Source organism: Microvirga sp. 3-52 (assembly GCF_018383585.1).
Taxonomy (GTDB): Bacteria; Pseudomonadota; Alphaproteobacteria; order Rhizobiales; family Beijerinckiaceae; genus Microvirga.
Genome location: NZ_JAHAMK010000004.1, coordinates 13,723 through 33,317, shown reverse-complemented (window position 1 = coordinate 33,317; position 19,595 = coordinate 13,723). Strand labels below are relative to the sequence as shown.

Annotated in this window: 23 protein-coding genes and 1 tRNA gene; 19 read left to right on the top strand and 5 right to left on the bottom strand. The window is 62.1% G+C overall.

The genetic code is table 11. From position 1 onward, the window contains the following. Nucleotides 1-260: 260 nt before the first annotated feature. Nucleotides 261-350, bottom strand: a tRNA-Ser gene (locus KHP60_RS04620). Nucleotides 351-612: 262 nt separating this feature from the next. Here KHP60_RS04620 and rplU point away from each other — a divergent pair. From rplU to proB, 5 genes are all read left to right on the top strand, one after another. Further along, nucleotides 613-1,005 (top strand): 50S ribosomal protein L21, encoded by a 393-nt coding sequence (gene rplU / locus KHP60_RS04615; protein ID WP_213562402.1) that lies wholly within the window; start codon nucleotides 613-615, stop codon nucleotides 1,003-1,005. Between the two features lie 34 nt (nucleotides 1,006-1,039). After that, on the top strand, nucleotides 1,040-1,306 hold the full coding sequence (gene rpmA / locus KHP60_RS04610; protein ID WP_152710638.1) for a 50S ribosomal protein L27: 267 nt from the start codon (nucleotides 1,040-1,042) through the stop codon (nucleotides 1,304-1,306). 178 nt (nucleotides 1,307-1,484) lie between these two features. Beyond that, the gene (locus tag KHP60_RS04605; RefSeq protein ID WP_213562401.1) at nucleotides 1,485-2,135 is read left to right on the top strand and encodes a GNAT family N-acetyltransferase; all 651 of its coding nucleotides are present in this window, start codon (nucleotides 1,485-1,487) and stop codon (nucleotides 2,133-2,135) included. Nucleotides 2,136-2,282: 147 nt separating this feature from the next. Next, nucleotides 2,283-3,317 carry a GTPase ObgE gene (obgE, locus tag KHP60_RS04600; RefSeq protein ID WP_213562400.1) on the top strand — a complete coding sequence of 345 codons (1,035 nt, stop codon included), beginning with the start codon at nucleotides 2,283-2,285 and terminating at the stop codon, nucleotides 3,315-3,317. Continuing rightward, the gene (gene proB / locus KHP60_RS04595) at nucleotides 3,314-4,429 is read left to right on the top strand and encodes a glutamate 5-kinase (RefSeq protein WP_213562399.1); all 1,116 of its coding nucleotides are present in this window, start codon (nucleotides 3,314-3,316) and stop codon (nucleotides 4,427-4,429) included. The genes obgE and proB overlap by 4 nt, the downstream gene beginning before the upstream one ends. Here proB and KHP60_RS04590 read toward each other — a convergent pair. After that, entirely contained in the window at nucleotides 4,399-5,169 is a 771-nt protein-coding gene (locus KHP60_RS04590; RefSeq protein ID WP_249688514.1) for a DUF72 domain-containing protein, read from the bottom strand. The genes proB and KHP60_RS04590 overlap by 31 nt on opposite strands. Before the next feature lie 195 nt (nucleotides 5,170-5,364). Here KHP60_RS04590 and KHP60_RS04585 point away from each other — a divergent pair, with 195 nt between their 5' ends. From KHP60_RS04585 to KHP60_RS04550, 8 genes are all read left to right on the top strand, one after another. Continuing rightward, nucleotides 5,365-6,606 carry a glutamate-5-semialdehyde dehydrogenase gene (locus KHP60_RS04585; RefSeq protein ID WP_213562599.1) on the top strand — a complete coding sequence of 414 codons (1,242 nt, stop codon included), beginning with the start codon at nucleotides 5,365-5,367 and terminating at the stop codon, nucleotides 6,604-6,606. Continuing rightward, nucleotides 6,603-7,259 (top strand): nicotinate-nucleotide adenylyltransferase, encoded by a 657-nt coding sequence (locus KHP60_RS04580; RefSeq protein ID WP_213562398.1) that lies wholly within the window; start codon nucleotides 6,603-6,605, stop codon nucleotides 7,257-7,259. The genes KHP60_RS04585 and KHP60_RS04580 overlap by 4 nt, the downstream gene beginning before the upstream one ends. 149 nt (nucleotides 7,260-7,408) lie before the next feature. Continuing rightward, on the top strand, nucleotides 7,409-7,738 hold the full coding sequence (gene rsfS, locus KHP60_RS04575; RefSeq protein WP_262271441.1) for a ribosome silencing factor: 330 nt from the start codon (nucleotides 7,409-7,411) through the stop codon (nucleotides 7,736-7,738). 73 nt (nucleotides 7,739-7,811) lie between these two features. Beyond that, nucleotides 7,812-8,306, top strand: coding sequence for a 23S rRNA (pseudouridine(1915)-N(3))-methyltransferase RlmH (gene rlmH / locus KHP60_RS04570; protein WP_213562397.1), 495 nt, complete (start codon nucleotides 7,812-7,814; stop codon nucleotides 8,304-8,306). A 3-nt stretch (nucleotides 8,307-8,309) separates the two neighbouring features. Then, a complete protein-coding gene (locus KHP60_RS04565) occupies nucleotides 8,310-9,662 on the top strand; it encodes a murein hydrolase activator EnvC (protein ID WP_213562396.1) in 1,353 nt (450 codons plus the stop codon). Continuing rightward, nucleotides 9,662-10,978 (top strand): S41 family peptidase, encoded by a 1,317-nt coding sequence (locus KHP60_RS04560; RefSeq protein ID WP_213562395.1) that lies wholly within the window; start codon nucleotides 9,662-9,664, stop codon nucleotides 10,976-10,978. The genes KHP60_RS04565 and KHP60_RS04560 overlap by 1 nt, the downstream gene beginning before the upstream one ends. Before the next feature lie 222 nt (nucleotides 10,979-11,200). Then, a complete protein-coding gene (locus KHP60_RS04555; protein WP_213562597.1) occupies nucleotides 11,201-11,749 on the top strand; it encodes an RNA pyrophosphohydrolase in 549 nt (182 codons plus the stop codon). Nucleotides 11,750-11,971: 222 nt separating this feature from the next. Continuing rightward, entirely contained in the window at nucleotides 11,972-12,667 is a 696-nt protein-coding gene (locus KHP60_RS04550; protein ID WP_213562394.1) for a DUF1236 domain-containing protein, read from the top strand. A 201-nt stretch (nucleotides 12,668-12,868) separates the two neighbouring features. Here KHP60_RS04550 and KHP60_RS04545 read toward each other — a convergent pair whose 3' ends face one another. Then, on the bottom strand, nucleotides 12,869-13,063 hold the full coding sequence (locus tag KHP60_RS04545; protein WP_213562393.1) for a hypothetical protein: 195 nt from the start codon (nucleotides 13,061-13,063) through the stop codon (nucleotides 12,869-12,871). A gap of 720 nt (nucleotides 13,064-13,783) precedes the next feature. Here KHP60_RS04545 and KHP60_RS04540 point away from each other — a divergent pair. The 6 genes from KHP60_RS04540 (at nucleotide 13,784) to KHP60_RS25800 (ending at nucleotide 18,287) form a co-directional block, all read left to right on the top strand. Next, nucleotides 13,784-14,014, top strand: a complete 231-nt coding sequence (locus KHP60_RS04540; protein WP_213562392.1) for a hypothetical protein — start codon at nucleotides 13,784-13,786, stop codon at nucleotides 14,012-14,014. Further along, entirely contained in the window at nucleotides 14,004-15,023 is a 1,020-nt protein-coding gene (locus tag KHP60_RS04535; protein ID WP_213562391.1) for an AAA family ATPase, read from the top strand. The genes KHP60_RS04540 and KHP60_RS04535 overlap by 11 nt, the downstream gene beginning before the upstream one ends. A 134-nt stretch (nucleotides 15,024-15,157) precedes the next feature. Beyond that, complete coding sequence (locus KHP60_RS04530) at nucleotides 15,158-15,586, top strand: hypothetical protein (RefSeq protein WP_213562390.1); 429 nt, start codon at nucleotides 15,158-15,160, stop codon at nucleotides 15,584-15,586. Between the two features lie 187 nt (nucleotides 15,587-15,773). Continuing rightward, nucleotides 15,774-16,448, top strand: coding sequence for an HK97 family phage prohead protease (locus KHP60_RS04525; RefSeq protein ID WP_249688513.1), 675 nt, complete (start codon nucleotides 15,774-15,776; stop codon nucleotides 16,446-16,448). 2 nt (nucleotides 16,449-16,450) lie between these two features. Further along, nucleotides 16,451-17,569, top strand: coding sequence for a phage major capsid protein (locus KHP60_RS04520; RefSeq protein ID WP_213562388.1), 1,119 nt, complete (start codon nucleotides 16,451-16,453; stop codon nucleotides 17,567-17,569). Between the two features lie 418 nt (nucleotides 17,570-17,987). After that, complete coding sequence (locus tag KHP60_RS25800; protein ID WP_409366253.1) at nucleotides 17,988-18,287, top strand: HGGxSTG domain-containing protein; 300 nt, start codon at nucleotides 17,988-17,990, stop codon at nucleotides 18,285-18,287. A gap of 95 nt (nucleotides 18,288-18,382) precedes the next feature. On the opposite strand, the gene KHP60_RS04515 is transcribed toward KHP60_RS25800, so the two are convergent. Then, nucleotides 18,383-18,631: a hypothetical protein gene (locus KHP60_RS04515; protein WP_213562387.1), complete on the bottom strand. Its 249-nt coding sequence runs from the start codon at nucleotides 18,629-18,631 to the stop codon at nucleotides 18,383-18,385. Between the two features lie 215 nt (nucleotides 18,632-18,846). Next, on the bottom strand, nucleotides 18,847-19,050 hold the full coding sequence (locus KHP60_RS04510; RefSeq protein ID WP_213562386.1) for a hypothetical protein: 204 nt from the start codon (nucleotides 19,048-19,050) through the stop codon (nucleotides 18,847-18,849). Nucleotides 19,051-19,595: the final 545 nt, after the last annotated feature.

Here is a 19,595-nt window from a genome sequence, read left to right as displayed (position 1 = left end):
GTCCTGATTGTGCTGCTTTCGGAGACCTGTAACCCTAATCGTGGCACTCACCAAGCGCCTTCCTGTGCCGAAGGTCTGGTTATGGCACGAGGCGTAAGTAGACTGGTTTTTCGCAAAGGCCGTAAGCGGACTGTTCGTCTGATGAGATTCGTTTGGATGTTTGAGAGATTAAGCCGCGCGCCATGTTGGGGCTAATGTTAGGGTCAGCCCTGCGGTCTAGGTAATTTCTATACAGATATCAGATACTTAGCGCATGATAATGGCGGAGAGGGGGAGATTCGAACTCCCGATACGGTTGCCCGTATGCCGCATTTCGAGTGCGGTGCATTCAACCACTCTGCCACCTCTCCGGGGTGCGAAGGCCGTCGGCCCGCTGGTTGAGGCGGGGTGGATATCACGGGCTTGGCGGGTCTTCAAGCGCCAATAATCAGGTTTTTGATTGACAAACGTGAGGTCAGTCCGTAGGTAGGCCTCCTCTATGAGCGGGTAAGAGTGCCTGCCCATATCCATGCGGTAGCCTCGTGTTGCCGTGAAACGAAGCCGGAAACTGCCAAAAAGCCAATCCGGTGGGGCTTTCCCCGCTGAGAATTGGGTTTGAACACGAGGATCAAGATGTTCGCAGTGATCAAGACCGGCGGCAAGCAATATCGCGTTGCCGCCAACGACGTCATCACCGTCGCCACGCTCGCAGGAGAGCCGGGCACCGCCGTTACGTTCGACCAGGTTCTCATGGTCACGAACGATGGCTCGACCCAGGTAGGCGCCCCCCTCGTCGAGGGCGTGACCGTGGCAGGCGAGGTGGTGGAACACACCCGCGGCGAGAAGGTCATTTCCTTCAAGAAGCGCCGCCGCCAGAATTCGCGTCGCAAGCGCGGGCATCGCCAGGACTACACCGTGGTGCGGATCACCGAGATACTCGCCGGGGGCGAAAAGCCCAAGAAGGCTGCGACCAAGAAGACCACCAAGGCTGCGGCTGACGAAGCTGCGCCGGCCACCGCTGAATAAGCGTAGGCATTACACAGGAACACGGGAGTAACCCATGGCTCACAAAAAAGCAGGCGGTTCGTCTCGCAACGGTCGTGATTCGGCAGGCCGTCGTCTGGGCGTCAAGAGATTCGGCGACCAGCAGGTTGTCGCCGGCAACATCATTATTCGTCAGCGCGGCACGAAATGGCATGCCGGCGCCAATGTCGGCATGGGCAAAGACCACACCCTCTTTGCCACGGCCGATGGCCGAGTCCGATTCCTTACGCGTCAAGGCCGAGCCTTTGTATCGGTCGTACCGGCCCAAGAGGCCGCAGAGTAAACGGCGAGAGCGAAACGAAGGAGCTCCCGCCGGCATCACACCGACCCGGCGGATCTAAAGCTCCAATCAGGCCCAAAAGGCCAAGCTCAGATCCGAAATCGACAGGGGAGGTGGGATGTCCACCTCCCCTTCGTCATTTCTGGGGCCCAGGGAGGGCCCAACGGATCGGAGCAAGACGATGTTTCCCGACCTCACCCGTGACGATGTTTTCCGCCTCGAGACCCGCGGCCTGTGGCTGCGCTGGGCCCGTCTTGCGGATGCCCAAGCCATCGTACGCCTTGCCGGTGAGAAATCGGTCGCGGAGATGACGGCTCGAATTCCGCATCCGTATCACCCGGACGATGCCGAGCGATTTATCTTCCAGTCCCGGCGGTCCAATGCGGACGGCCAGGGCCTGCAGCTTGCCATCACGCCGAAGGGCAAGCCAAACAACCTCATCGGCATGGTCGGCATCGGTCCGAGCCCGGAGACGGGCAAGCCCGACCTGGGCTATTGGCTCGGCACCCCGTACTGGGGCAAGGGCTATGCCACCGAGGCGGCGCGCGCGCTGATCGATGCCTTCTTCGCCTATGGCGAGGAGAACGAGGTCACGGCCTGCGCCCGGGTGATCAACCCGGGATCCCGGCGCGTGCTGGAGAAGTGCGGCTTTGCCTATCAGGGCGCGGGGCTCTCCGAGCTGCCGGCCCGGTGCGGCCTCTATCCGGTGGATCACTTCCGGCTCGACAGGCGCACCTGGGAGAGCCTGAAGGCATGGGGCCATACCGGCTTCGTGCGCGAGCCACTCTCCGTGGAGGTCGAGGTGGACCGGGAGGTCTCCCTCGCCTGCTGAGATCCGAGCGCTCCCGGATACTTTCGGGAGCGCTTCTTTCTTGCCGGCGTTGCTCCCGCACAATTGGAATGGACGGTCGCATTTTTTAACCGCACAGCCTGATCCGGTTTTGCGAAAAGTGCTCCAGTCCCGTAAAGGATGCGGGTTATGAAATTTCTCGACCAAGCCAAGATCTATATTCGCTCCGGCAATGGCGGCGGCGGCGCCATCTCCTTCCGCCGTGAAAAGTTCATCGAGTTCGGCGGGCCGGACGGCGGCGATGGCGGTCGCGGTGGCGACGTATGGGCGGAATGCGTCGAAGGGTTGAACACCCTCATCGACTACCGCTATCAGCAGCATTTCAAGGCCAAGACCGGCGGCCACGGCATGGGCAAGAACCGGCACGGCGCCAAAGGGGCCGATGCCGTTCTCAAAGTTCCGGCTGGCACCGAGATCCTGGACGAGGACGGCGAGACCGTCATCGCCGACATGACCCATGTGGGCCAGAAGGTGCTGCTGGCCAGGGGCGGCAACGGCGGCTTCGGCAATGCCTATTTCACCACCTCGACCAACCGCGCCCCGCGCCGGGCCAATCCAGGCCAGGAGGGCGAGGAGCGCACGCTCATCCTCCGTCTCAAGCTGATCGCGGATGCCGGCCTCGTCGGACTTCCCAATGCGGGCAAATCCACATTCCTGGCGGCAGTGACTGCGGCGAAGCCGAAGATCGCCGATTATCCCTTTACCACGCTCCATCCCGGCCTCGGTGTCGTCCGCGCCTATTCCCGGGAGTTCGTGCTGGCCGACATCCCAGGCCTGATCGAGGGTGCCTCCGAGGGCGTGGGCCTTGGGGACCGCTTCTTGAGCCATGTGGAACGCTGCCGTGTGCTGCTGCACCTGGTCGATGGCACGAGCGAGGATGCTGGAGACGCGTACAAAACCGTCCGCCACGAGATCGAGGCCTATGGCCATGGGCTCGCCGACAAGCCCGAGATCGTCGCTCTGTCCAAGGCGGATGCCCTGGACGGGGAGATGCTCAAGGAGCAGCTGAAGAAGCTGAAAAAAGCCTGCAAGCAGACGCCCTATGTGATTTCCTCCGCCTCGGGCCAGGGCGTCCAGGAGGTGCTGCAGGCACTGCTCACCGTGATTGATCGGGCCAGGGCTGAGGAAGAGCCTGCACGATCCCAGGAAGAGTGGCATCCGTGAGCCATGAACTGAGTCGATTCCGCCGTGTGGTTCTGAAAGTCGGCTCCGCGCTGCTGGTTGATCGGGTCCGCGGCCGGCTGAATCATGCTTGGCTCGCGGCACTCGCCGAGGATATTGCGGATCTTCATGCCAACGGCGCGGACGTTCTCGTGGTTTCCTCCGGCGCCATTGCCATGGGACGCACCGTGCTGGGGCTCCCCTCTGGCCCGTTGCGGCTCGAGGAAAGTCAGGCGGCTGCAGCCGTGGGCCAGATCGCACTGGCCCGCACCTGGTCGGAAGTGCTGGCTCATCACGGCATCACGGCGGGGCAGATCCTGGTGACGCTCGCCGACACGGAGCAGCGGCGGCGTTATCTCAATGCCAGGGCGACGACCCTGAAGCTCCTCGAGATGCGGGCCGTGCCCGTGATCAACGAGAACGACACGGTCGCGACCTCGGAGATCCGCTACGGCGACAACGACCGCCTGGCCGCGCGCGTCGCCACCATGATTGGCGCCGATCTTCTGGTCCTTTTCTCCGATATCGACGGTCTGTATACGGCACCGCCCATGGCCGATCCGAATGCCGAGCACATTCCGGTGGTCGAACGCATCACGCCGGCCATCGAGGCCATGGCCGGCGGGGCCGCCTCCGAGCTGTCGCGGGGCGGCATGCGCACCAAGGTCGAGGCTGGCAAGATCGCCACCTCAGGCGGGACGCATATGATCATTGCCGATGGCCGGACGAAGAATCCCCTGAAGCGCATTGCCGAGGGCGGGCGCTGCACCTGGTTCCTCACGCCGTCCAATCCCGCCACCGCGCGCAAGACCTGGATCGCGGGCGCGCTCGAGCCTCGCGGCACGCTCTATGTGGACGAGGGCGCCGCGCTCGCTCTCCAGGGCGGCGCGAGCCTGCTGCCGGTGGGCGTCCGCCGGATCGAGGGCACCTTCCATCGCGGCGATGCGGTGACGATCCGCAGCGAGAGCCGCGTGCTCGGCCGGGGCCTCGTGGCCTATGACGCGGAGGATGCCGCGCGCATCATCGGCCGCCCGAGCCGCGAGATCGAGGGAATCCTCGGCTATCCTGGCAGAACCGAGATGGTTCACCGGGACGATATGGCTTTGAGCGACTGATCGTCGTTCATGAGTTGCAGCAGTATTTGAGCGTCGCCGGGAGCTGCGCTTTTGATGTCGTTATCGAAATAGACGTAGACGCCGCGCCCGCTCTTCCGCCAATCGGCGATGTGGCGCGCCCAATTCTGCAGTGTCTCGGCGGAGTAGCTGCCCGCATAGCGTCCGTTGGTGCCATGCGCACGCACATAGACGAAATCCGCCGTGGCTTGCCAGGGCGCAGGCGCGTCCGCGTGATCGGAAACGCAGAGCGCCGCATTGTGGTCCCGCAGAATGCGGAAGGCGGATTCCTCGTACCAACTGGGGTGCCGGAACTCGAAGGCGCAGCGCCTGCCCACGGGGATCAGCGACAGGCAACGCGCCACCCGCTCCCGGGTGTCGGCATCGGCCTTGAAGGTGGGCGGTAACTGGAACAGGACTGGGCCGAATTTGTCGTTTAAGCCGTTCATCCGGCCGAAGACGAGGTCGATGCTCTCCTCAATTCCCTTCAGTCGCTTCATGTGGGTGATGAAGCGCGAAGCCTTCCAGGCGAACAGAAAGCCTTTAGGCGTGGAATCGTGCCACGCTCTTACGGCCTGCTCGGTCGGGAGCCTGTAGAAGGAATTGTTGATCTCTGCCGTGTCGAAGCGCTGGATGTAATAGGACAGGAAGTCCTTGATCTTTAAGCGCGGCGGGTAGAAAGGTCCGTGCCAGGATCTGTAGTGCCAGCCCGAGGTTCCGATCCGGATCTCTGTCTTCATCATGGCAGACGAGATCGGGCGCTTGGCTCGTGAGCTGCCGGGCGTGCTATGGGTTCTGAACGGCGTATTTCCCCCGAAGCGATCAGGGGCTGGAACTTGGACATGGACGATACTCAAGCCCTGGGCGCACAATCGCTCCCTCAACACCTCAACGCTTCAGGTGCGGCTTCGGTTGGAGATCCGGATGTCCCGGCTCTCATGGCCGATCTCGGGCGTCGTGCTCGGGTGGCAGCACGGCGGGTGGCGCTGGCGAGTGCCGAGGACAAGAATGCGGCGCTGCATGCCATGGCTGCCTGCATCAGGACCCAGGCGGATGCGATCCTTGCCGCCAATGCCGAGGATCTGGCCGATGCGAGAGCCAAGGGGCAGAGCGGCGCCTTCGTCGACCGCCTCATCCTCAACCCCGAGCGGCTCGAAGCGATCTCCGATGCCGTCGAGAGCATCGCGGCGCTGCCTGATCCGGTTGGACGCGTGCTCGCCCGGTTCGAGCGTCCCAACGGCCTGCAGATCGAGCGTGTGGCAACGCCGCTCGGCGTGATCGGCGTGATCTTCGAGAGCCGTCCCAACGTAACGGCCGATGCGGGAGCGCTCTGCCTTAAGGCGGGCAATGCCGCGATCTTGCGGGCCGGTTCGGAAAGCTTCCGCTCCTCGCTTGCCATCGCGCAGGCAATGGGGGACGGGCTGGAACAGGTGGGCCTGCCTGCCGATGCGATCCGCCTTGTGCCGACCCGTGACCGGGCTGCGGTGGGGGCCATGTTGTCAGGACTCGACGGCAATCTCGACGTGATCGTGCCCCGCGGAGGCAAGAGCCTCGTGGCGCGGGTCCAGGAGGAGGCACGGGTTCCGGTCTTCGCGCATCTCGAAGGGCTCAACCATGTCTATGTGCATGCCGGGGCCGATCTGGAGATGGCGAAGGCCATCGTGCTGAACGCCAAGATGCGCCGCACCGGCGTCTGCGGTTCGGCCGAGACACTGCTGGTGGACCGGGCCTGTGTCGAGACGCATCTCGAGCCCCTGGTCTCCATGCTGCTCGACGCGGGCTGCGCCGTGCGCGGCGACGAGGCCATGCAGGCGGCCGATTCTCGCGTCACGCCAGCCATGGAAGAGGATTGGCGCACCGAATATCTCGACGCCATCATCTCCGCCCGTATCGTCGACGGCCTCGATGCCGCCCTTGCGCATATCGAGACCTACGGCTCTCATCACACCGATTCCATCGTTACGAGTGATGAAGCGGTCGCCGAGCGCTTCCTGGCCGAAGTCGACTCTGCCATCGTTCTCCATAACGCCTCGACCCAGTTTGCCGATGGTGGCGAGTTCGGGTTCGGCGCCGAGATCGGTATCGCTACGGGACGCATGCATGCCCGCGGACCGGTCGGGGTGGAGCAGCTGACGTCGTTCAAGTACCGCATCCGCGGCTCGGGCCAGACGCGCCCGTGAAGCCAGCCTCTTCCCGTTTTCGTACCAGGCCCTCGGGCCTGACCCGGCTGCCGCGGGCTGCCGCGGGCATGCGGATCGGACTCTACGGCGGGTCCTTCAATCCGGCCCATGCCGGACACCGCCATGTGAGCCTCATGGCCCTGAAGCGACTCGGCCTCGACCGGGTTTGGTGGATAGTCACCCCCGGGAATCCTTTGAAGGATACTGGCGAACTGGCGACGACCGCGATGCGTGTGGAAGAGGCCAGGCAGGTTTCAGATGATCCCCGCATCGATGTGACGGCCTTCGAGGAGGAAATCGGGGCCCGCTACACGGTGGACACCTTGGCCTACCTCAAGCGGCGCTATCCGGGCGTTCATTTCGTGTGGATCATGGGGGCGGACAATCTGGCCAGCTTCCACCGCTGGCGCGGCTGGCGGCGCATCGCCCGCATGATGCCGATGGCCGTGATCGACCGCCCCGGCTGGACCCTGAAGGCAGTCGGGTCCAAAACCGCCGCGGCTCTGTCCGCCAATCGGATTGGCGAGAACGAGGCTCTTGCCCTACCGGGACGTGAACCGCCCGCCTGGATCTTCCTGCACGGGCCTCGATCCCACTTATCATCTACCAAGCTGCGCCAAATGAGACGAACTTCTCCCTCTGGAAGGCGTTGAAAAATGGGGTCCTCCCGCATTATCTTAAGGGTCGGCACCATCGAGTGCTGCTGAGAAAGGGTCTGAACCTGAACCGACTATCTTCCGTCGAAGCGGACAAGAACCCGCTTCCTCCTCTCTCCGGAGCGGACGCTCCGCACGATGAGGACATCCGGGCCGTTGCCCTGGCTTCCCTCGAGGATATGAAGGCCGAGAACACGGTCGAGATCGACCTGGCCGGAAAAACCTCGCTTGCCGACACCATGATCGTGACATCGGGCCGCTCCGACCGCCATGTCGGCGCGATCGCCGACCGCGTGATCAAGGACCTCAAGGACAAGGGGTTCGGAAATGCACGCGTCGAAGGCCTGCCTGCCTGCGATTGGGTGCTGATTGATGCCGGCGACGTCCTGATCCACGTTTTCCGTCCCGAGGTCCGTGGCTTCTACAACCTCGAGAAGATGTGGGGCGCCGACCGTCCGCAGGACCGCGTCAGCTGAAGCATGATCCGGGCAAGCGAGAACCGGTTGCCCGAACAGGATCATGCGGCACTGAAATGACAAGGCGAGACACGTGCGACTGAGCTTGCTGGCCGTGGGCCGTCTCAAGAGCGGCCCCGAGCGTGAGCTTGTCGAGCGTTACAAGCAGCGGGTCGAGGGCATGGGCCGTGCCTTGGGCTTGGCGGGGCTCGACATCGTCGAATTGACCGAGAGCCGGGCACGCCGTGAGGACGACCGGCGCGCGGAAGAAGCTGCGGCCCTTCTCGAAAAGGCCGGCTCGTCCGTGCTGGTCGTCTTCGACGAGCGCGGCAAGAGCCCGTCCAGCGAGGCTTTCGCCGGGCGAATCAGGCAATGGCGCGATGAGGGCTGCTCCGGGGTGGCCTGTGTGATCGGCGGTCCCGACGGTCTCGATCCCAAGATCCGCCAGCGCGCCGACCTCGTCGTCTCTTTCGGGGCGCTCACTATGCCGCACCAGATCGTACGGGCGCTCGTGGCCGAGCAACTCTATAGGGCCCTGACAATCATAGCCGGACACCCGTATCATCGCGCCGGCCACGATGATTCCTGACGGATGACGCGCTTCAAGTTCTTATTTTCACGCAAGGCTTTTGGCTTTGCCGCATTGATGGTTGCTGCCAGCCTGAGCCCTGTCGGGGCTCAGCCGCGACCTGCTGCGTCCGCGTCACAGACAGCCCCGGAACAAACGGCCGAGGAAAAGGCAAGACGGCAGCAGGACCTGAAGGTCCTGGAAGAGGCCATTGCGGCCAATGCCGATGCACGCAAGCGCCTCGAGGCCGAAATCGAGGACGTCAAGGCCGACCGGGCCAAGCTCAATGCAGCCCTGATCGACACCGCCGGCCGGGTGCGCGGCATCGAAGACCGGATCCGGGGGCTGGAACAGAGGCTTCAAACCCTCAGCTCAAGCGAAGCGGCCATTCGCCGCTCCCTTCAAAGCCGCCGTGGCGTCATCATCGAGGTCTTCGCTGCCCTGCAGCGTATGGGCCGCCGCCCGCCTCCGGCCGTTCTGGTGAGGCCCGAGGACATGCTTGAGGCGGTCCGCGCTTCGATCATGCTGGGCGCCGTTCTGCCGGAGCTGCGGGGTGAGGCCGAGGTTCTGACAACGGACCTTGCCGAGCTCGTACGCCTCAAGGAGGCCATCACCACCGACCGCGCGACCCTGAATGGTGAGCTGACGTCCCTCAACCGGGAGCAGGAGCGCCTAGCGGCTCTCATGGCGGCCCGGCAGAGCCGCATCGCCGAGGTTGAGCGCAATGCCGGCGCCGAGCGGCAGAAGGCCGAGGAACTCGCTCGTCAGGCGGGCACGCTGAAGGAACTGGTCGACCGCATGGAAGCGGAAATCGCAGGGGCGCAGCGCGCAGCCGAGGAGGCCCGCAAGGCTGCCGAAGCGCAGCAACGCGAAACCCGGGAGAAATTCGCCCAGCTCGCCTTCCGGGATCCGGCTCGGTTGGCCCCGAAGATCCCGTTTTCCGAAGCCCGGGGCCTCCTGCCGCGGCCGGTCAGCGGCGAGACGACCTTGGATTTCGGGGCTCCGGACGGCTATGGCGGAACGACGCGTGGCATTTCGATCACGACACGGCCCAAAGCGAGTGTGGTATCACCCACCGACGGATGGGTGTCCTTTGCCGGGCCCTTCCGATCTTACGGTCGACTCTTGATCATCAATGCCGGTGGGGGATACTATATTCTCCTGGCCGGTATGGACCACATCAATGTCGATGTCGGGCAGTTCGTGCTCGCAGGCGAACCCGTTGCGACCATGGGGGAGGCTCCTCTCATGAGTTTGATCGGCGCCGCCATAGAAAAGAACAATCCCGTCCTCTATGTTGAGTTCAGGAAAGACGGCGGTTCAATTGACCCAGGTCCCTGGTGGGCAAAATCGCTAAGCGAAAAGGTTCGCGGATAATGCGCAAACTATCCCTCTTGATTCTCGGTGCGGCCATTGGCGCGGGCAGTGCGACCATGGTGTCGCAGACCAGCCTTCTGTCGGGCATGAGCGCGGTTGCCGCCTCGGCTGACACGTATCGTCAGCTGAGCCTTTTCGGAGATGTCTTCGAGAAGGTCCGAACGGATTACGTCGAGAAGCCTGAAGAGTCGAAGCTCGTCGAATCGGCCATCAACGGCATGCTGACCTCCCTCGATCCGCATTCGAGCTATATGGACGCCAAGAGCTTCCGCGACATGCAGGTGCAGACCCGCGGCGAGTTCGGCGGTCTCGGCATCGAGGTCACCATGGAGGAAGGCCTCGTCAAGGTCGTGACGCCGATCGACGAGACGCCTGCCTCCAGGGCCGGCGTCCTGGCCAACGACGTCATCACCCACATCAACGACGAGCCCGTTCAGGGCCTCAACCTGAACCAGGCCGTCGACAAGATGCGCGGCCCGGTCAATTCCTCGGTCACCCTCAAGATCCAGCGCAAGGAAGCCAAGGATCCCGTGGTGGTGAAGCTGACGCGCGAGACCATCAAGGTCCGTCCGGTGCGCGCCCGCGTCGAGGGTGACATCGGCGTTCTGCGTGTGACCCAGTTCAACGAGCAGACCTTCGAGGGCCTTCGCTCCGGCATCGAGAAGCTCACGACCGATATCGGGGCCGACAAGGTGGCTGGCTTCGTCATCGACCTGCGCAACAACCCGGGTGGCCTGCTTGACCAAGCGATCATGGTCTCGGATGCCTTCCTCGACCGGGGCGAGATCGTCTCGACCCGCAGCCGGAATGCCGAGGATACGCAACGCTTCAGCGCCAAGGTCGGTGACCTGGCCAAGGGCAAGCCACTGGTGGTGCTCGTCAACGGCGGTTCGGCCTCGGCTTCCGAGATCGTGGCCGGCGCCTTGCAGGACCACAAGCGTGCGACGGTTCTCGGAACCCGCTCTTTCGGCAAGGGCTCCGTGCAGACTATCATCCCGCTCGGCGGCAATGGCGCGGTGCGCCTGACGACGGCGCGCTACTACACCCCGTCCGGCCGCTCGATCCAGGCCAAAGGCATCGATCCCGACATCGAGGTGTTGCAGGAGGTTCCTGACGAGTTGAAGGGCAAGGACGAGACCAAGGGCGAGGCCGGTCTGCGTGGCCACCTGCAGAATGGCGGCGAGAAGGAAGAGCGCGGCGGTTCCTCCGCTTACGTTCCGCCGGATCCGGCCAAGGACAAGCAGCTTCTTGCCGCTTACGACCTGCTGCATGGCGTTCGCAAGGGGGCGGCCAACACGACCACGACGCCCAACTGATTGCGGTTCGTCCTTTCGTTTGAGAAACAATGGTGCAAACGGGCCTGGCGGAATACACCGTCAGGCCCGTTTTCCATTCCGCTTCCCACAACCACGCGGAAACGCTTGTGCAAGGAGCAGTGAAACGGCACTCTCTCTGCCAGCTTTGGAGCCATGCGTCAGCGTCGGCAATCATCAAGAACCGATTGCACCATGGTGCGTCATCGAGGGAGTGAAAATCGGATGAGGAGCGCAAGAGGATCACAGGCCAGAAAAGATCTGCCCTATCGCTCCTGTGTCGGTGTCATGCTGATCAATAAAGACGGTCTGGTCTTTATCGGCCGGCGTCGCTCTGAGACCGATACCGCCGCCGACGGATATTCCTGGCAGATGCCGCAGGGTGGAATCGATCCCGGCGAAGAGCCTTACCAGGCTGCCCTGCGCGAACTCCATGAGGAGACGAGTGTCCGTTCGGTGAGCCTCCTAGCCGAAGCGCCGGAATGGTATGCCTACGACCTCCCATCCATGGTTGCAGGTCGTGCCTGGCGCGGACGCTATCGCGGACAGAACCAGAAGTGGTTTGCCTTTCGCTTCGAAGGGGACGAGAGCGAGATCAACATTCATCAACCCGGCGGTGGCGGCCACAGGCCTGAATTCGATGAATGGCGCTGGGAGGAGATGCATAAGCTTCCCGAACTGATCATCCCATTCAAGCGACCGGTTTATGAGAAGGTCGTCGCGGCTTTTGCCCCGCTTTCATTGCAGAACCTACAACCCTCCAATCGCCCCTGATCAAGTCGAGGCTGCCTCATCGGCATCGTAGCTTAAGCTTCGTCAGCCGATGTCTGTTCGGGCCATAAAGTAAATGAGGTTGCCGTACAAACGTTCATGAAGATGAACGGGAGCTGTACGCTTCATAACCCAAAGAGAGGGGTGGAACTCTGCCGAAAACATCTCGTTGATACGCATTGCAGGGGGGCTCTTGCGGGCGCTCTATTCACGGGAGATCTTACAATGCGGACAATTTTGACAGCAACCGTTGCGGCAGCGGCTCTTTCCTTGAGCGTCGCGGCCATGGCCCAGACGAGCGGCGGCTCAAGTGGCAGCAGCTCCGGCGGTGCTGCTGGCGGAGCGTCGGGCGGCTCGACGATCACGACTCCTGGTGGCTCCTCCGGCTCCGGTGGTGGCGCAGGCGGTGCTGCCTCCGGGACGTCGAGCGGAACGACCTCGGGCTCCGCTTCCAGCGGCACGAGCGCTCCCTCGGGCGGCGCCGGCAGTGCGAGCGACAGCGCCTCATCCGGCACGTCCGGCGGGACACGCGGTAACGCATCCGGTACGGCCTCTGGCGGAACCGGGGGTACGACGAGCACAACCGGCAATACCGCCAGCCAGCCGGGCGGAGCCGCCAACACGACCGGCAGCACCACGTCGTCCAGTTCTACGAACGTCAATGTGACGTCGGAGCAGCGGACCCAGATCACCGAGTCGTTCCGCAGCGTGAATGTTCAGCCGCTCACAAATGTGACCTTCAGCGTCAGTGTCGGCTCGACCATTCCGACGACCGTGACGACCTTGTACGACTGCCCTGACAACGTGGAGCGCATCCTGTCCGGCCTGCCGGAATGCAAGTACGTGGTCGTGCGCGATCAGATTGTGATCGTGGAACCGAGCTCGCGTCGGATCGTCACGGTGATCGAGCGCCGAGGCTGAGGAATTCACACTTCACGGACGCGCATTGAAGAAGCGAGGCCCGCGGCCGATCGGCCGCGGGCCTTCGCCGTTCAATCGTTCTCACATGACATCTTGGCTGCGCTTCACAGAGGGTTAGAGCAACATGCGGGGTGACCGCCTCTCCATTCTGACGCATTCTTTGACGGCGAGCCGGATCCACTTCGCCGAGAAGTGCTCTCGTCACGCGGCATAGGGAAATACAAAGATCTGGGCGTCGAACGTCTTGGATTTGCATTTCTCCGCAAGCAATTCCAGGGCCGTGCGGGCATAAAGACGGAACTCGTCCTTGATGATCTCAGGTTCACGGTCCCAATCGTGCGCATCATCCTCGGCATTATAGAGAGCACGCGCAACGAATTCGATTTCGGCTTCCATCACAAGCCCCTCCTCACGGCTTTGAAGGCAATCGATCATATGCGCCGAAAATCCCCCATGGCGCAGTTCTGCGCCGCCCCGATTAAAAATCCGCATCTTTCTTCGGCCGTGGCCATTTGTTCGAAAGGGAATGTCATTCGCAAGTTTAAAGATGAGGTAATCCTAAAGCGGTAGTGCGTCGGATCTAAAGGTGGGGTCCGCACCTGCGCTCCATCGGATCCTCCCTTCCTCGGCGAGTGCATCGCGAGGGAGAAGCAACGGGTGATACGAAGCGCATGTCGTTGCGGCATTCCACCCTGCCAGGAGGGCGTTCTGTGGCGAGAATGCCGGATGACACAAAGCTGCAAAGGGGAGCAGCAACATAAAGGGATGCTGCTCATCATGTGCGGACGACGCGGGTGAAAACCGGAATGGTGCCCCTGGCCGGGGCAAGTCAGATCAAGGAAATCAACGACTTACGAAGAGTGGGACACACAAAAACTCCCACGCAATTCCAATGCTTTTTATTGCGATTGTCCCACAGTCCAAGCCGCCTGCGACCGTACAAAAGAAAACCGCCGCCGAGGGGGTAGGAGCCCAAGGCAGCGGCGGTAATCTGGTCAGGAAGCCCGCAAAGACTTCTTCCGTTCACCTTAGGGCCAAAGCCCACTGTCTGACAAGTGTGCGGTTGCTGCCTTGCTACAATGATGCAGGCGGCATCTTCGGCTGGGAGGTGGCGCGATGAGCGATCACATCTCTCACGGCACCCCTGAAATGCTCCTGCTTGAGATCTCCGCTGCCGCGGCCGGCGCTGCTTTCCATGCAGAGATGGCTGCGCGGTATGCGGAGGCTGGGAACGTCGCAGGATCCCTCTATGCCCTGCGCTGTCTGGTCGCCTGCACCAAGGCTGCGGCAGCTACTGGCAAGGACCTTCGCGATATGAACCAGGGGGCTCAAAGCCATGCAGCTTGAACGAGCCCACTCGACCGAACGCGCGCCCCGTCGCCGGCTCGGCCAGATGTCCGCAGCGGACCTGATGGAGAAAGAGCTTCCCGACGTTCACTATATCATTCCGGGCTACATAGCCGAGGGGCTCACGCTCTTCGGGGGCAAGCCTAAGCTCGGCAAGTCTTGGTTCCTGCTCGGCTGCAGCATCGCGGTGTCCACCGGTGGGTATGCCCTCGGTACTGTCGAGGTCGAGGAGGGCGATGTCCTCTACCTCGCCCTCGAAGACAATGAGCGGCGCCTGCAGCGTCGTCTCAATCAGCTCCTGCCGACTGGCGACAAGCCGGAGCGCCTCTTCATCGATCTGACCTGCCAGCGACTTGACCAGGGGCTGATCGATGATCTCCGCGCCTGGATCCGGAGTGTGCCGAGCCCGCGCCTCATCATCGTGGACGTGCTCAACAAGGTGCGCCCCGCACAGAAGAACAATGAGGGCATCTACGATTATGACGTGCGGTCGCTGGAAAGCCTGCAATCGCTCGCAGCGGAGTACGGCATTGCCATCATCGTGGTTCACCACACCCGCAAAGCAGAAGCTGAAGACCCCTTTGACTGCCTGAGCGGCTCGACAGGCCTGAGCGGCACGGCAGATGCCACCTTTGTCCTTGCACGGGATAGCCAAGGCACGACGCTCTACGGCCGCGGGCGCGACATCGAGGAGATAGAGACCGCTGTCTCGTTCGATCGGTCAACCGGACAGTGGACAGTTCTTGGCGGTGCTGAGGATGTGCGGAGATCCGGAGAGCGCAATGCGATCCTGAAGGTTCTGCAGGATGCCGGCTGCGCAATGGGCCCGACAGACCTGGCCGCAGCTGCCGGCATGAAGGATGGGAACGTTCGCCGGCTCCTCCTCAAGATGGTGGCAGACCGCGAGATCGAACGGGCTGGGTACGGCCGGTACATATACCCCAGTAACACTGGTCACACCGGTAACAGTTACCGGTCATATCGCGATGACGGGGACGATGATGACTGATCCGTCCCGCTCACAGTTACCACCGTTACCGCTGTTACCGGGGGGCAGAACATCTTGCCCACCCTCACATCCCGGACCAGTGCCCCCCAATCCCTTTCGCTAAACCTGTAGAAAAAACACTTCAGAGGACAATCATGGACAACGAAAACAAGCAGACATTCCGCCGCCTCATTGGCGAGTTCAAGAACACCGGTAGCCTCTTGGAGGTGAACGGCGAGCGACCCGACCTCATTGCCGAGGCCATGATCGAGGCCGGCTTGCAAGCGCTGATCCATCTCGCAGGGCCTGAGAAGGTGGCTGCCGAGTTCCGCAATATCGCTGATCGGCTCGACAGGAAGGGCGCTGGCCTCGGAGACGATCTCCTGGTCATGCTCACGCAAACCCGCATGAACCTTGAGGCACGCGGCCACGATCCGAAAGAACTTGCAACCAGCTTCGTGTCTGTCGGCGTCGGCAGCCTCGTTGACGTGCAAGGCGATCGGGAGACCGGGCGCGAGCTGTACATGCTTGCCATAAACCTCGGCGCGCGTGCCGACGCTGTGGATAGCCAGCCCAAACATTGAAACCGGCAGCGCGCCACGCTAGTTATAGAGATGTCATCGAGCCGGTATGCTTCGCGCTGCCTCTCACCAATGACACCTCTACGGCATGCGCCTGGCGCGCTGCTCAGAGCCAAAACGGATCCTCGCGGTCCTTTGCTTTGATGCTTGCCGAAGGTGCTCGATGACTAGGCTTTTCACCAAACACGACTTGAATGAGAACTATCTCCACGCTTCTCCTGCGCTCGAATTGAAGCTTGCAGGCGACAAGGCTGCAGAAGGAACGATTGAGGGTTATGCCTCCTACTTCGGTGGCGAGCCCGACAGCTACGGCGACATAATCGCTCAAGGCGCCTATTCAAAAACCCTAGCGCAGCATGCACAGGAGGGCTCGCTCCCCGTCATGCTCTGGGGCCACGATATGCGCGAGCCTATCGGGCGATGGACAGAGGCGAAGGAAGACGCCCGGGGACTCTTCGTCCGCGGCAAACTCAACCTAGAAACCGACGCCGGCAAGCGCGCTCACTCGCATGTGAAGGCTGGGGATGTGCGCGGCCTCTCCATCGGCTACGGGATCTACCCAGACGGCTACACCTACAACGACGACGGCACCCGGACACTCAAGGCGATCGATCTCCGTGAGATCTCGCTTGTAACCATCCCTGCGCAGCGCAGGGCCGGGATCACTAGCGTCAAATCGTTCGGCTCGCGTGCCGAGCTTGAAAGCATCCTTCGTGGAACTGGCCTGCCCGGACGGGCGGTCAAAAAGCTCCTGTCTGGCGGCTGGTCGGCATTGAGCGACGACGAGGGCGAAGAACCAAACCCCGACATCGAAGAGCTAGCCAAGCGCATCAAGCGCGCAACGCTGGCGCTGAAAGGACTTTGAACATGGATACCAAGGCTATTTCCCAGCTCTTCCAGGAGCACACAGACCAAGTGCGTACGATCCTCGAGAAGGCGACGCAGAAGCTTGAGGCGACCGATGCCCGCCTTATGGAGATCGAGCAGAAGATGGCTCGGCCCCGTGGTGGCGACGGCTACGACAGCACCCCGAAGAGCCTGGGCGCCAAGTTCATCGAGCAGGATGGTCTGAAGGACTTTGCCCAGCGAAACGCCCGCAACGACCGCTTCCAGTTCGAGACCAAGGCGACCCTCACCTCGTCCACCTCTAATGCGGCTGGCTCTGTTGGCGCCGGGATCCAGGCTTATCGGGATCCGAATATCGTTCCGCTGGTGCAGCGCCGGCCAATCATTCGCGACCTGCTAACCGTTCTGCAGATGAGCGGCAACGCCGTTGAGGTGCTGAAACAGACGGGACGCACCAATAACGCGGCTCCCGTTGCAGAGACCGCCCTGAAGCCAGAGAGCGACATGCAGTTCGGGCTGGACACCGTGCCGGCCCGCGTCATCGCTCACTGGACGAAGGCCTCGCGCCAGGTGCTGGATGACGTGCCGCAACTAATGGGCATCATCGACACCGAGTTGCTTGACGGCTTGGCGCTCAAGGAAGAGGTGCAGATCCTCAACGGTGACGGCACTGGTCAGAACCTAGAGGGGCTTATCCCGCAGGCAACTGACTTCGCGGCGCCGTTCCCCGTCACTGACCCGACCATGCTGGACACGCTGGGCCTCGCCATCCTGCAAGGCGCGCTGGCTGAGCACCCGGCAACCGGCATTGTGATGCACCCCAGCGATTGGACCCGCATCACGCTCATGAAAGATGCCGATGGTAACTACATCATGGGTGCGCCTGGCACCTCCATCGACCAGCGCGTCTTTGGTCTGCCGGTAGTTGTGACACAGGCCATCGCGCAAGACACCTTCCTCCTCGGCGATTGGCGAGCTGCCGCAACCCTCTACGACCGCTGGACGGCTCGCGTCGAGGTGGGAACGGTGAACGACGACTTCATCCGGAACCTCGTCACCGTGCTTGCTGAAGAGCGGATTGCGCTCGCCGCCAAAGACACAACGGCTCTGGTGCACGGCGACTTCGGCAACGTGGCGTAATGAGCTTGGCTCGCGAACGAATGTCCCTCGCCGTGAGCCTCGGCGCTGGTCCTGTGGAGGCGATACGCAGGACCAGCGCTCACATCCATCGTAGGACGAACTCTACCGCGCCAATGCCGAGCAAACAGGATCCAATGGTTACGCCGACCAGACCAGAGGCGAGAACGACGAACCGCTCTCCATTCAATCTCTGGGTGGTTGGCGCTCGAGCGATAGGCCCTGCTCTCCCTGCCGGCCAATTGTCATTGGCAGGACAGTGCTTAGGGCGCTTTAGCACCTGCATCGTGGGCTCTCGCATGATGCATTCCCTCACCCGAGGGGGGCGGCCTCAAAAGTCAGAATACTACGAAAGCCGGACCGGCGCCCATCCAAAAACACGCGCCGCCGCAAATTTCAGAATTAATTTCGGATCAACCCCATGGATGACCCCAAAACTCGCCAATGTGGCGCGAAAACCCGCTTAGGAGAGCCGTGCAAGCGTTCTCCTGCTCCAGGCAAGGTCAGGTGCCGCCTCCATGGCGGTGCACCTGGCAGCGGAGCCCCTAAAGGCGAGCGCAACGGCAACTGGAAGGGTGGGCGATACAGCCGATCGATCGCGCCCGCGCAGAGACATCAGGCCTGGAAGGACTACTGGGCCGCCAAGAGGGCGCAGAACGCCGCCCTGGTAGACATTCCCGATATCAGCGAGGAGCTACAGACCCTATGGTCGCAACAGTGAACGAGAATACAGATCGGAACTACGCGCTCCACGAGTCGTAACNGAGGAGCTACAGACCCTATGGTCGCAACAGTGAACGAGAATACAGATCGGAACTACGCGCTCCACGAGTCGTAACGCATTGTGCTCGCTGTCTGCTCTTCAAATGGGGCGACATAGGCGAGCGCTAGTCTGATCAGCTCCGCCATCCTGTCCGAAATGCCATCGAACTGCTCAAGCTGGTCCGCATTCGCCCTGAGCTGGTCAAGGGTTTGGATGTTCTCTCTCCGCAGCACCTCCCAGGCGATGGGGGGCAGATAGAGACCCTCAATGGGTCCTGCGCAGGTGTCATAAAAATGGGGCATTGGAAGCTCCTAAGCCTTGCCGGCGGAAGCACGCGCATCTCCCAGCCGTCGGTGCCCGGATCATTCACACCGGCGATAGCCAATTATACGCCCCAATTATACGCCGTTGCCGAACATACAACCATCATAATTCCATCAGGGGTTGTCGGAAACTGGCAGCCCGCTGCTCTTTTCTCGCGGTTGAGGCAGCGGCTTTCACGGACCGGCTCCTGAAACTATGCCTCTGGTTGACGCTTTGGCTTGGAGTTGTTGGCGTGAGCCGTACGCTCCTCTTCCTCCGCTAACCTCTCAAGGCGCTCGGCTGTCTCGAGGAGTTGCTCGCGTGCCTCGTCGATCGAGAGCTTCTGGACCATGGTCCGGATCTCCTGCGCCTGGCGGCGGTACTCCGCCGCTTGGTCATGATGGGGATGCTGCTGCATGGCCCACGGCCTCCAACCACCCATGATGTTACCCTAAAGCCGAACGGGGAACGCTGGCGCGGCTAGGCAGACTATTAGATCGACCGGAGTCGGGGCCTTATAATGAGGGCAGTCCACCGGACTAAGCCACGAGTAGCCGCAGGTCTAGAGTAACGGTCCGGGCATGCGCCTAAAAGTGCTCCTTTGGTTTAGGCGTGGCCCAGATTTTCGGGGAAGCGCAGCCTCTATCGGCGTCGCGCGAGGCTCACGGACCCTTCCGCCGCGGCTGCAGGCGATCTTCGACGCGGCAGAATACCTGTCATCGGATGATGAGTTCTGGCCCAATCTCGTGGCAGCAGCCAAGCAGGCATATGGAGCGGAGCGGGCGGCAGAGATCCTGGCGCCGACAGCCTAACCGGCATGGGGCCGCTGAACGAACTTATGGGAACCAGATCTTAAGAGGAGGAATCTACGAACTACCATCACCGAACTCACCTGGATGAGGTGCAGAATGTGGGATTATCTACCTTGGGCTCTAGCTGCACTTTTCGCGGCGCTTTGGATAG

Excerpts from the sequence above, each read along its gene's own strand:
- rplU (WP_213562402.1), top strand. The coding sequence starts at position 613 with ATGTTCGCAGTGATCAAGACCGGCGGCAAGCAATATCGCGTTGCCGCC.
- rpmA (WP_152710638.1), top strand. The coding sequence starts at position 1,040 with ATGGCTCACAAAAAAGCAGGCGGTTCGTCTCGCAACGGTCGTGATTCG.
- KHP60_RS04605 (WP_213562401.1), top strand. The coding sequence starts at position 1,485 with ATGTTTCCCGACCTCACCCGTGACGATGTTTTCCGCCTCGAGACCCGC.
- obgE (WP_213562400.1), top strand. The coding sequence starts at position 2,283 with ATGAAATTTCTCGACCAAGCCAAGATCTATATTCGCTCCGGCAATGGC.
- KHP60_RS04590 (WP_249688514.1), bottom strand. The coding sequence starts at position 5,169 with ATGATGAAGACAGAGATCCGGATCGGAACCTCGGGCTGGCACTACAGA.
- KHP60_RS04585 (WP_213562599.1), top strand. The coding sequence starts at position 5,365 with ATGGCCGATCTCGGGCGTCGTGCTCGGGTGGCAGCACGGCGGGTGGCG.
- KHP60_RS04565 (WP_213562396.1), top strand. The coding sequence starts at position 8,310 with ATGACGCGCTTCAAGTTCTTATTTTCACGCAAGGCTTTTGGCTTTGCC.
- KHP60_RS04560 (WP_213562395.1), top strand. The coding sequence starts at position 9,662 with ATGCGCAAACTATCCCTCTTGATTCTCGGTGCGGCCATTGGCGCGGGC.
- KHP60_RS04555 (WP_213562597.1), top strand. The coding sequence starts at position 11,201 with ATGAGGAGCGCAAGAGGATCACAGGCCAGAAAAGATCTGCCCTATCGC.
- KHP60_RS04550 (WP_213562394.1), top strand. The coding sequence starts at position 11,972 with ATGCGGACAATTTTGACAGCAACCGTTGCGGCAGCGGCTCTTTCCTTG.
- KHP60_RS04545 (WP_213562393.1), bottom strand. The coding sequence starts at position 13,063 with ATGGAAGCCGAAATCGAATTCGTTGCGCGTGCTCTCTATAATGCCGAG.
- KHP60_RS04540 (WP_213562392.1), top strand. The coding sequence starts at position 13,784 with ATGAGCGATCACATCTCTCACGGCACCCCTGAAATGCTCCTGCTTGAG.
- KHP60_RS04535 (WP_213562391.1), top strand. The coding sequence starts at position 14,004 with ATGCAGCTTGAACGAGCCCACTCGACCGAACGCGCGCCCCGTCGCCGG.
- KHP60_RS04530 (WP_213562390.1), top strand. The coding sequence starts at position 15,158 with ATGGACAACGAAAACAAGCAGACATTCCGCCGCCTCATTGGCGAGTTC.
- KHP60_RS04520 (WP_213562388.1), top strand. The coding sequence starts at position 16,451 with ATGGATACCAAGGCTATTTCCCAGCTCTTCCAGGAGCACACAGACCAA.
- KHP60_RS25800 (WP_409366253.1), top strand. The coding sequence starts at position 17,988 with ATGGATGACCCCAAAACTCGCCAATGTGGCGCGAAAACCCGCTTAGGA.
- KHP60_RS04515 (WP_213562387.1), bottom strand. The coding sequence starts at position 18,631 with ATGCCCCATTTTTATGACACCTGCGCAGGACCCATTGAGGGTCTCTAT.
- KHP60_RS04510 (WP_213562386.1), bottom strand. The coding sequence starts at position 19,050 with ATGCAGCAGCATCCCCATCATGACCAAGCGGCGGAGTACCGCCGCCAG.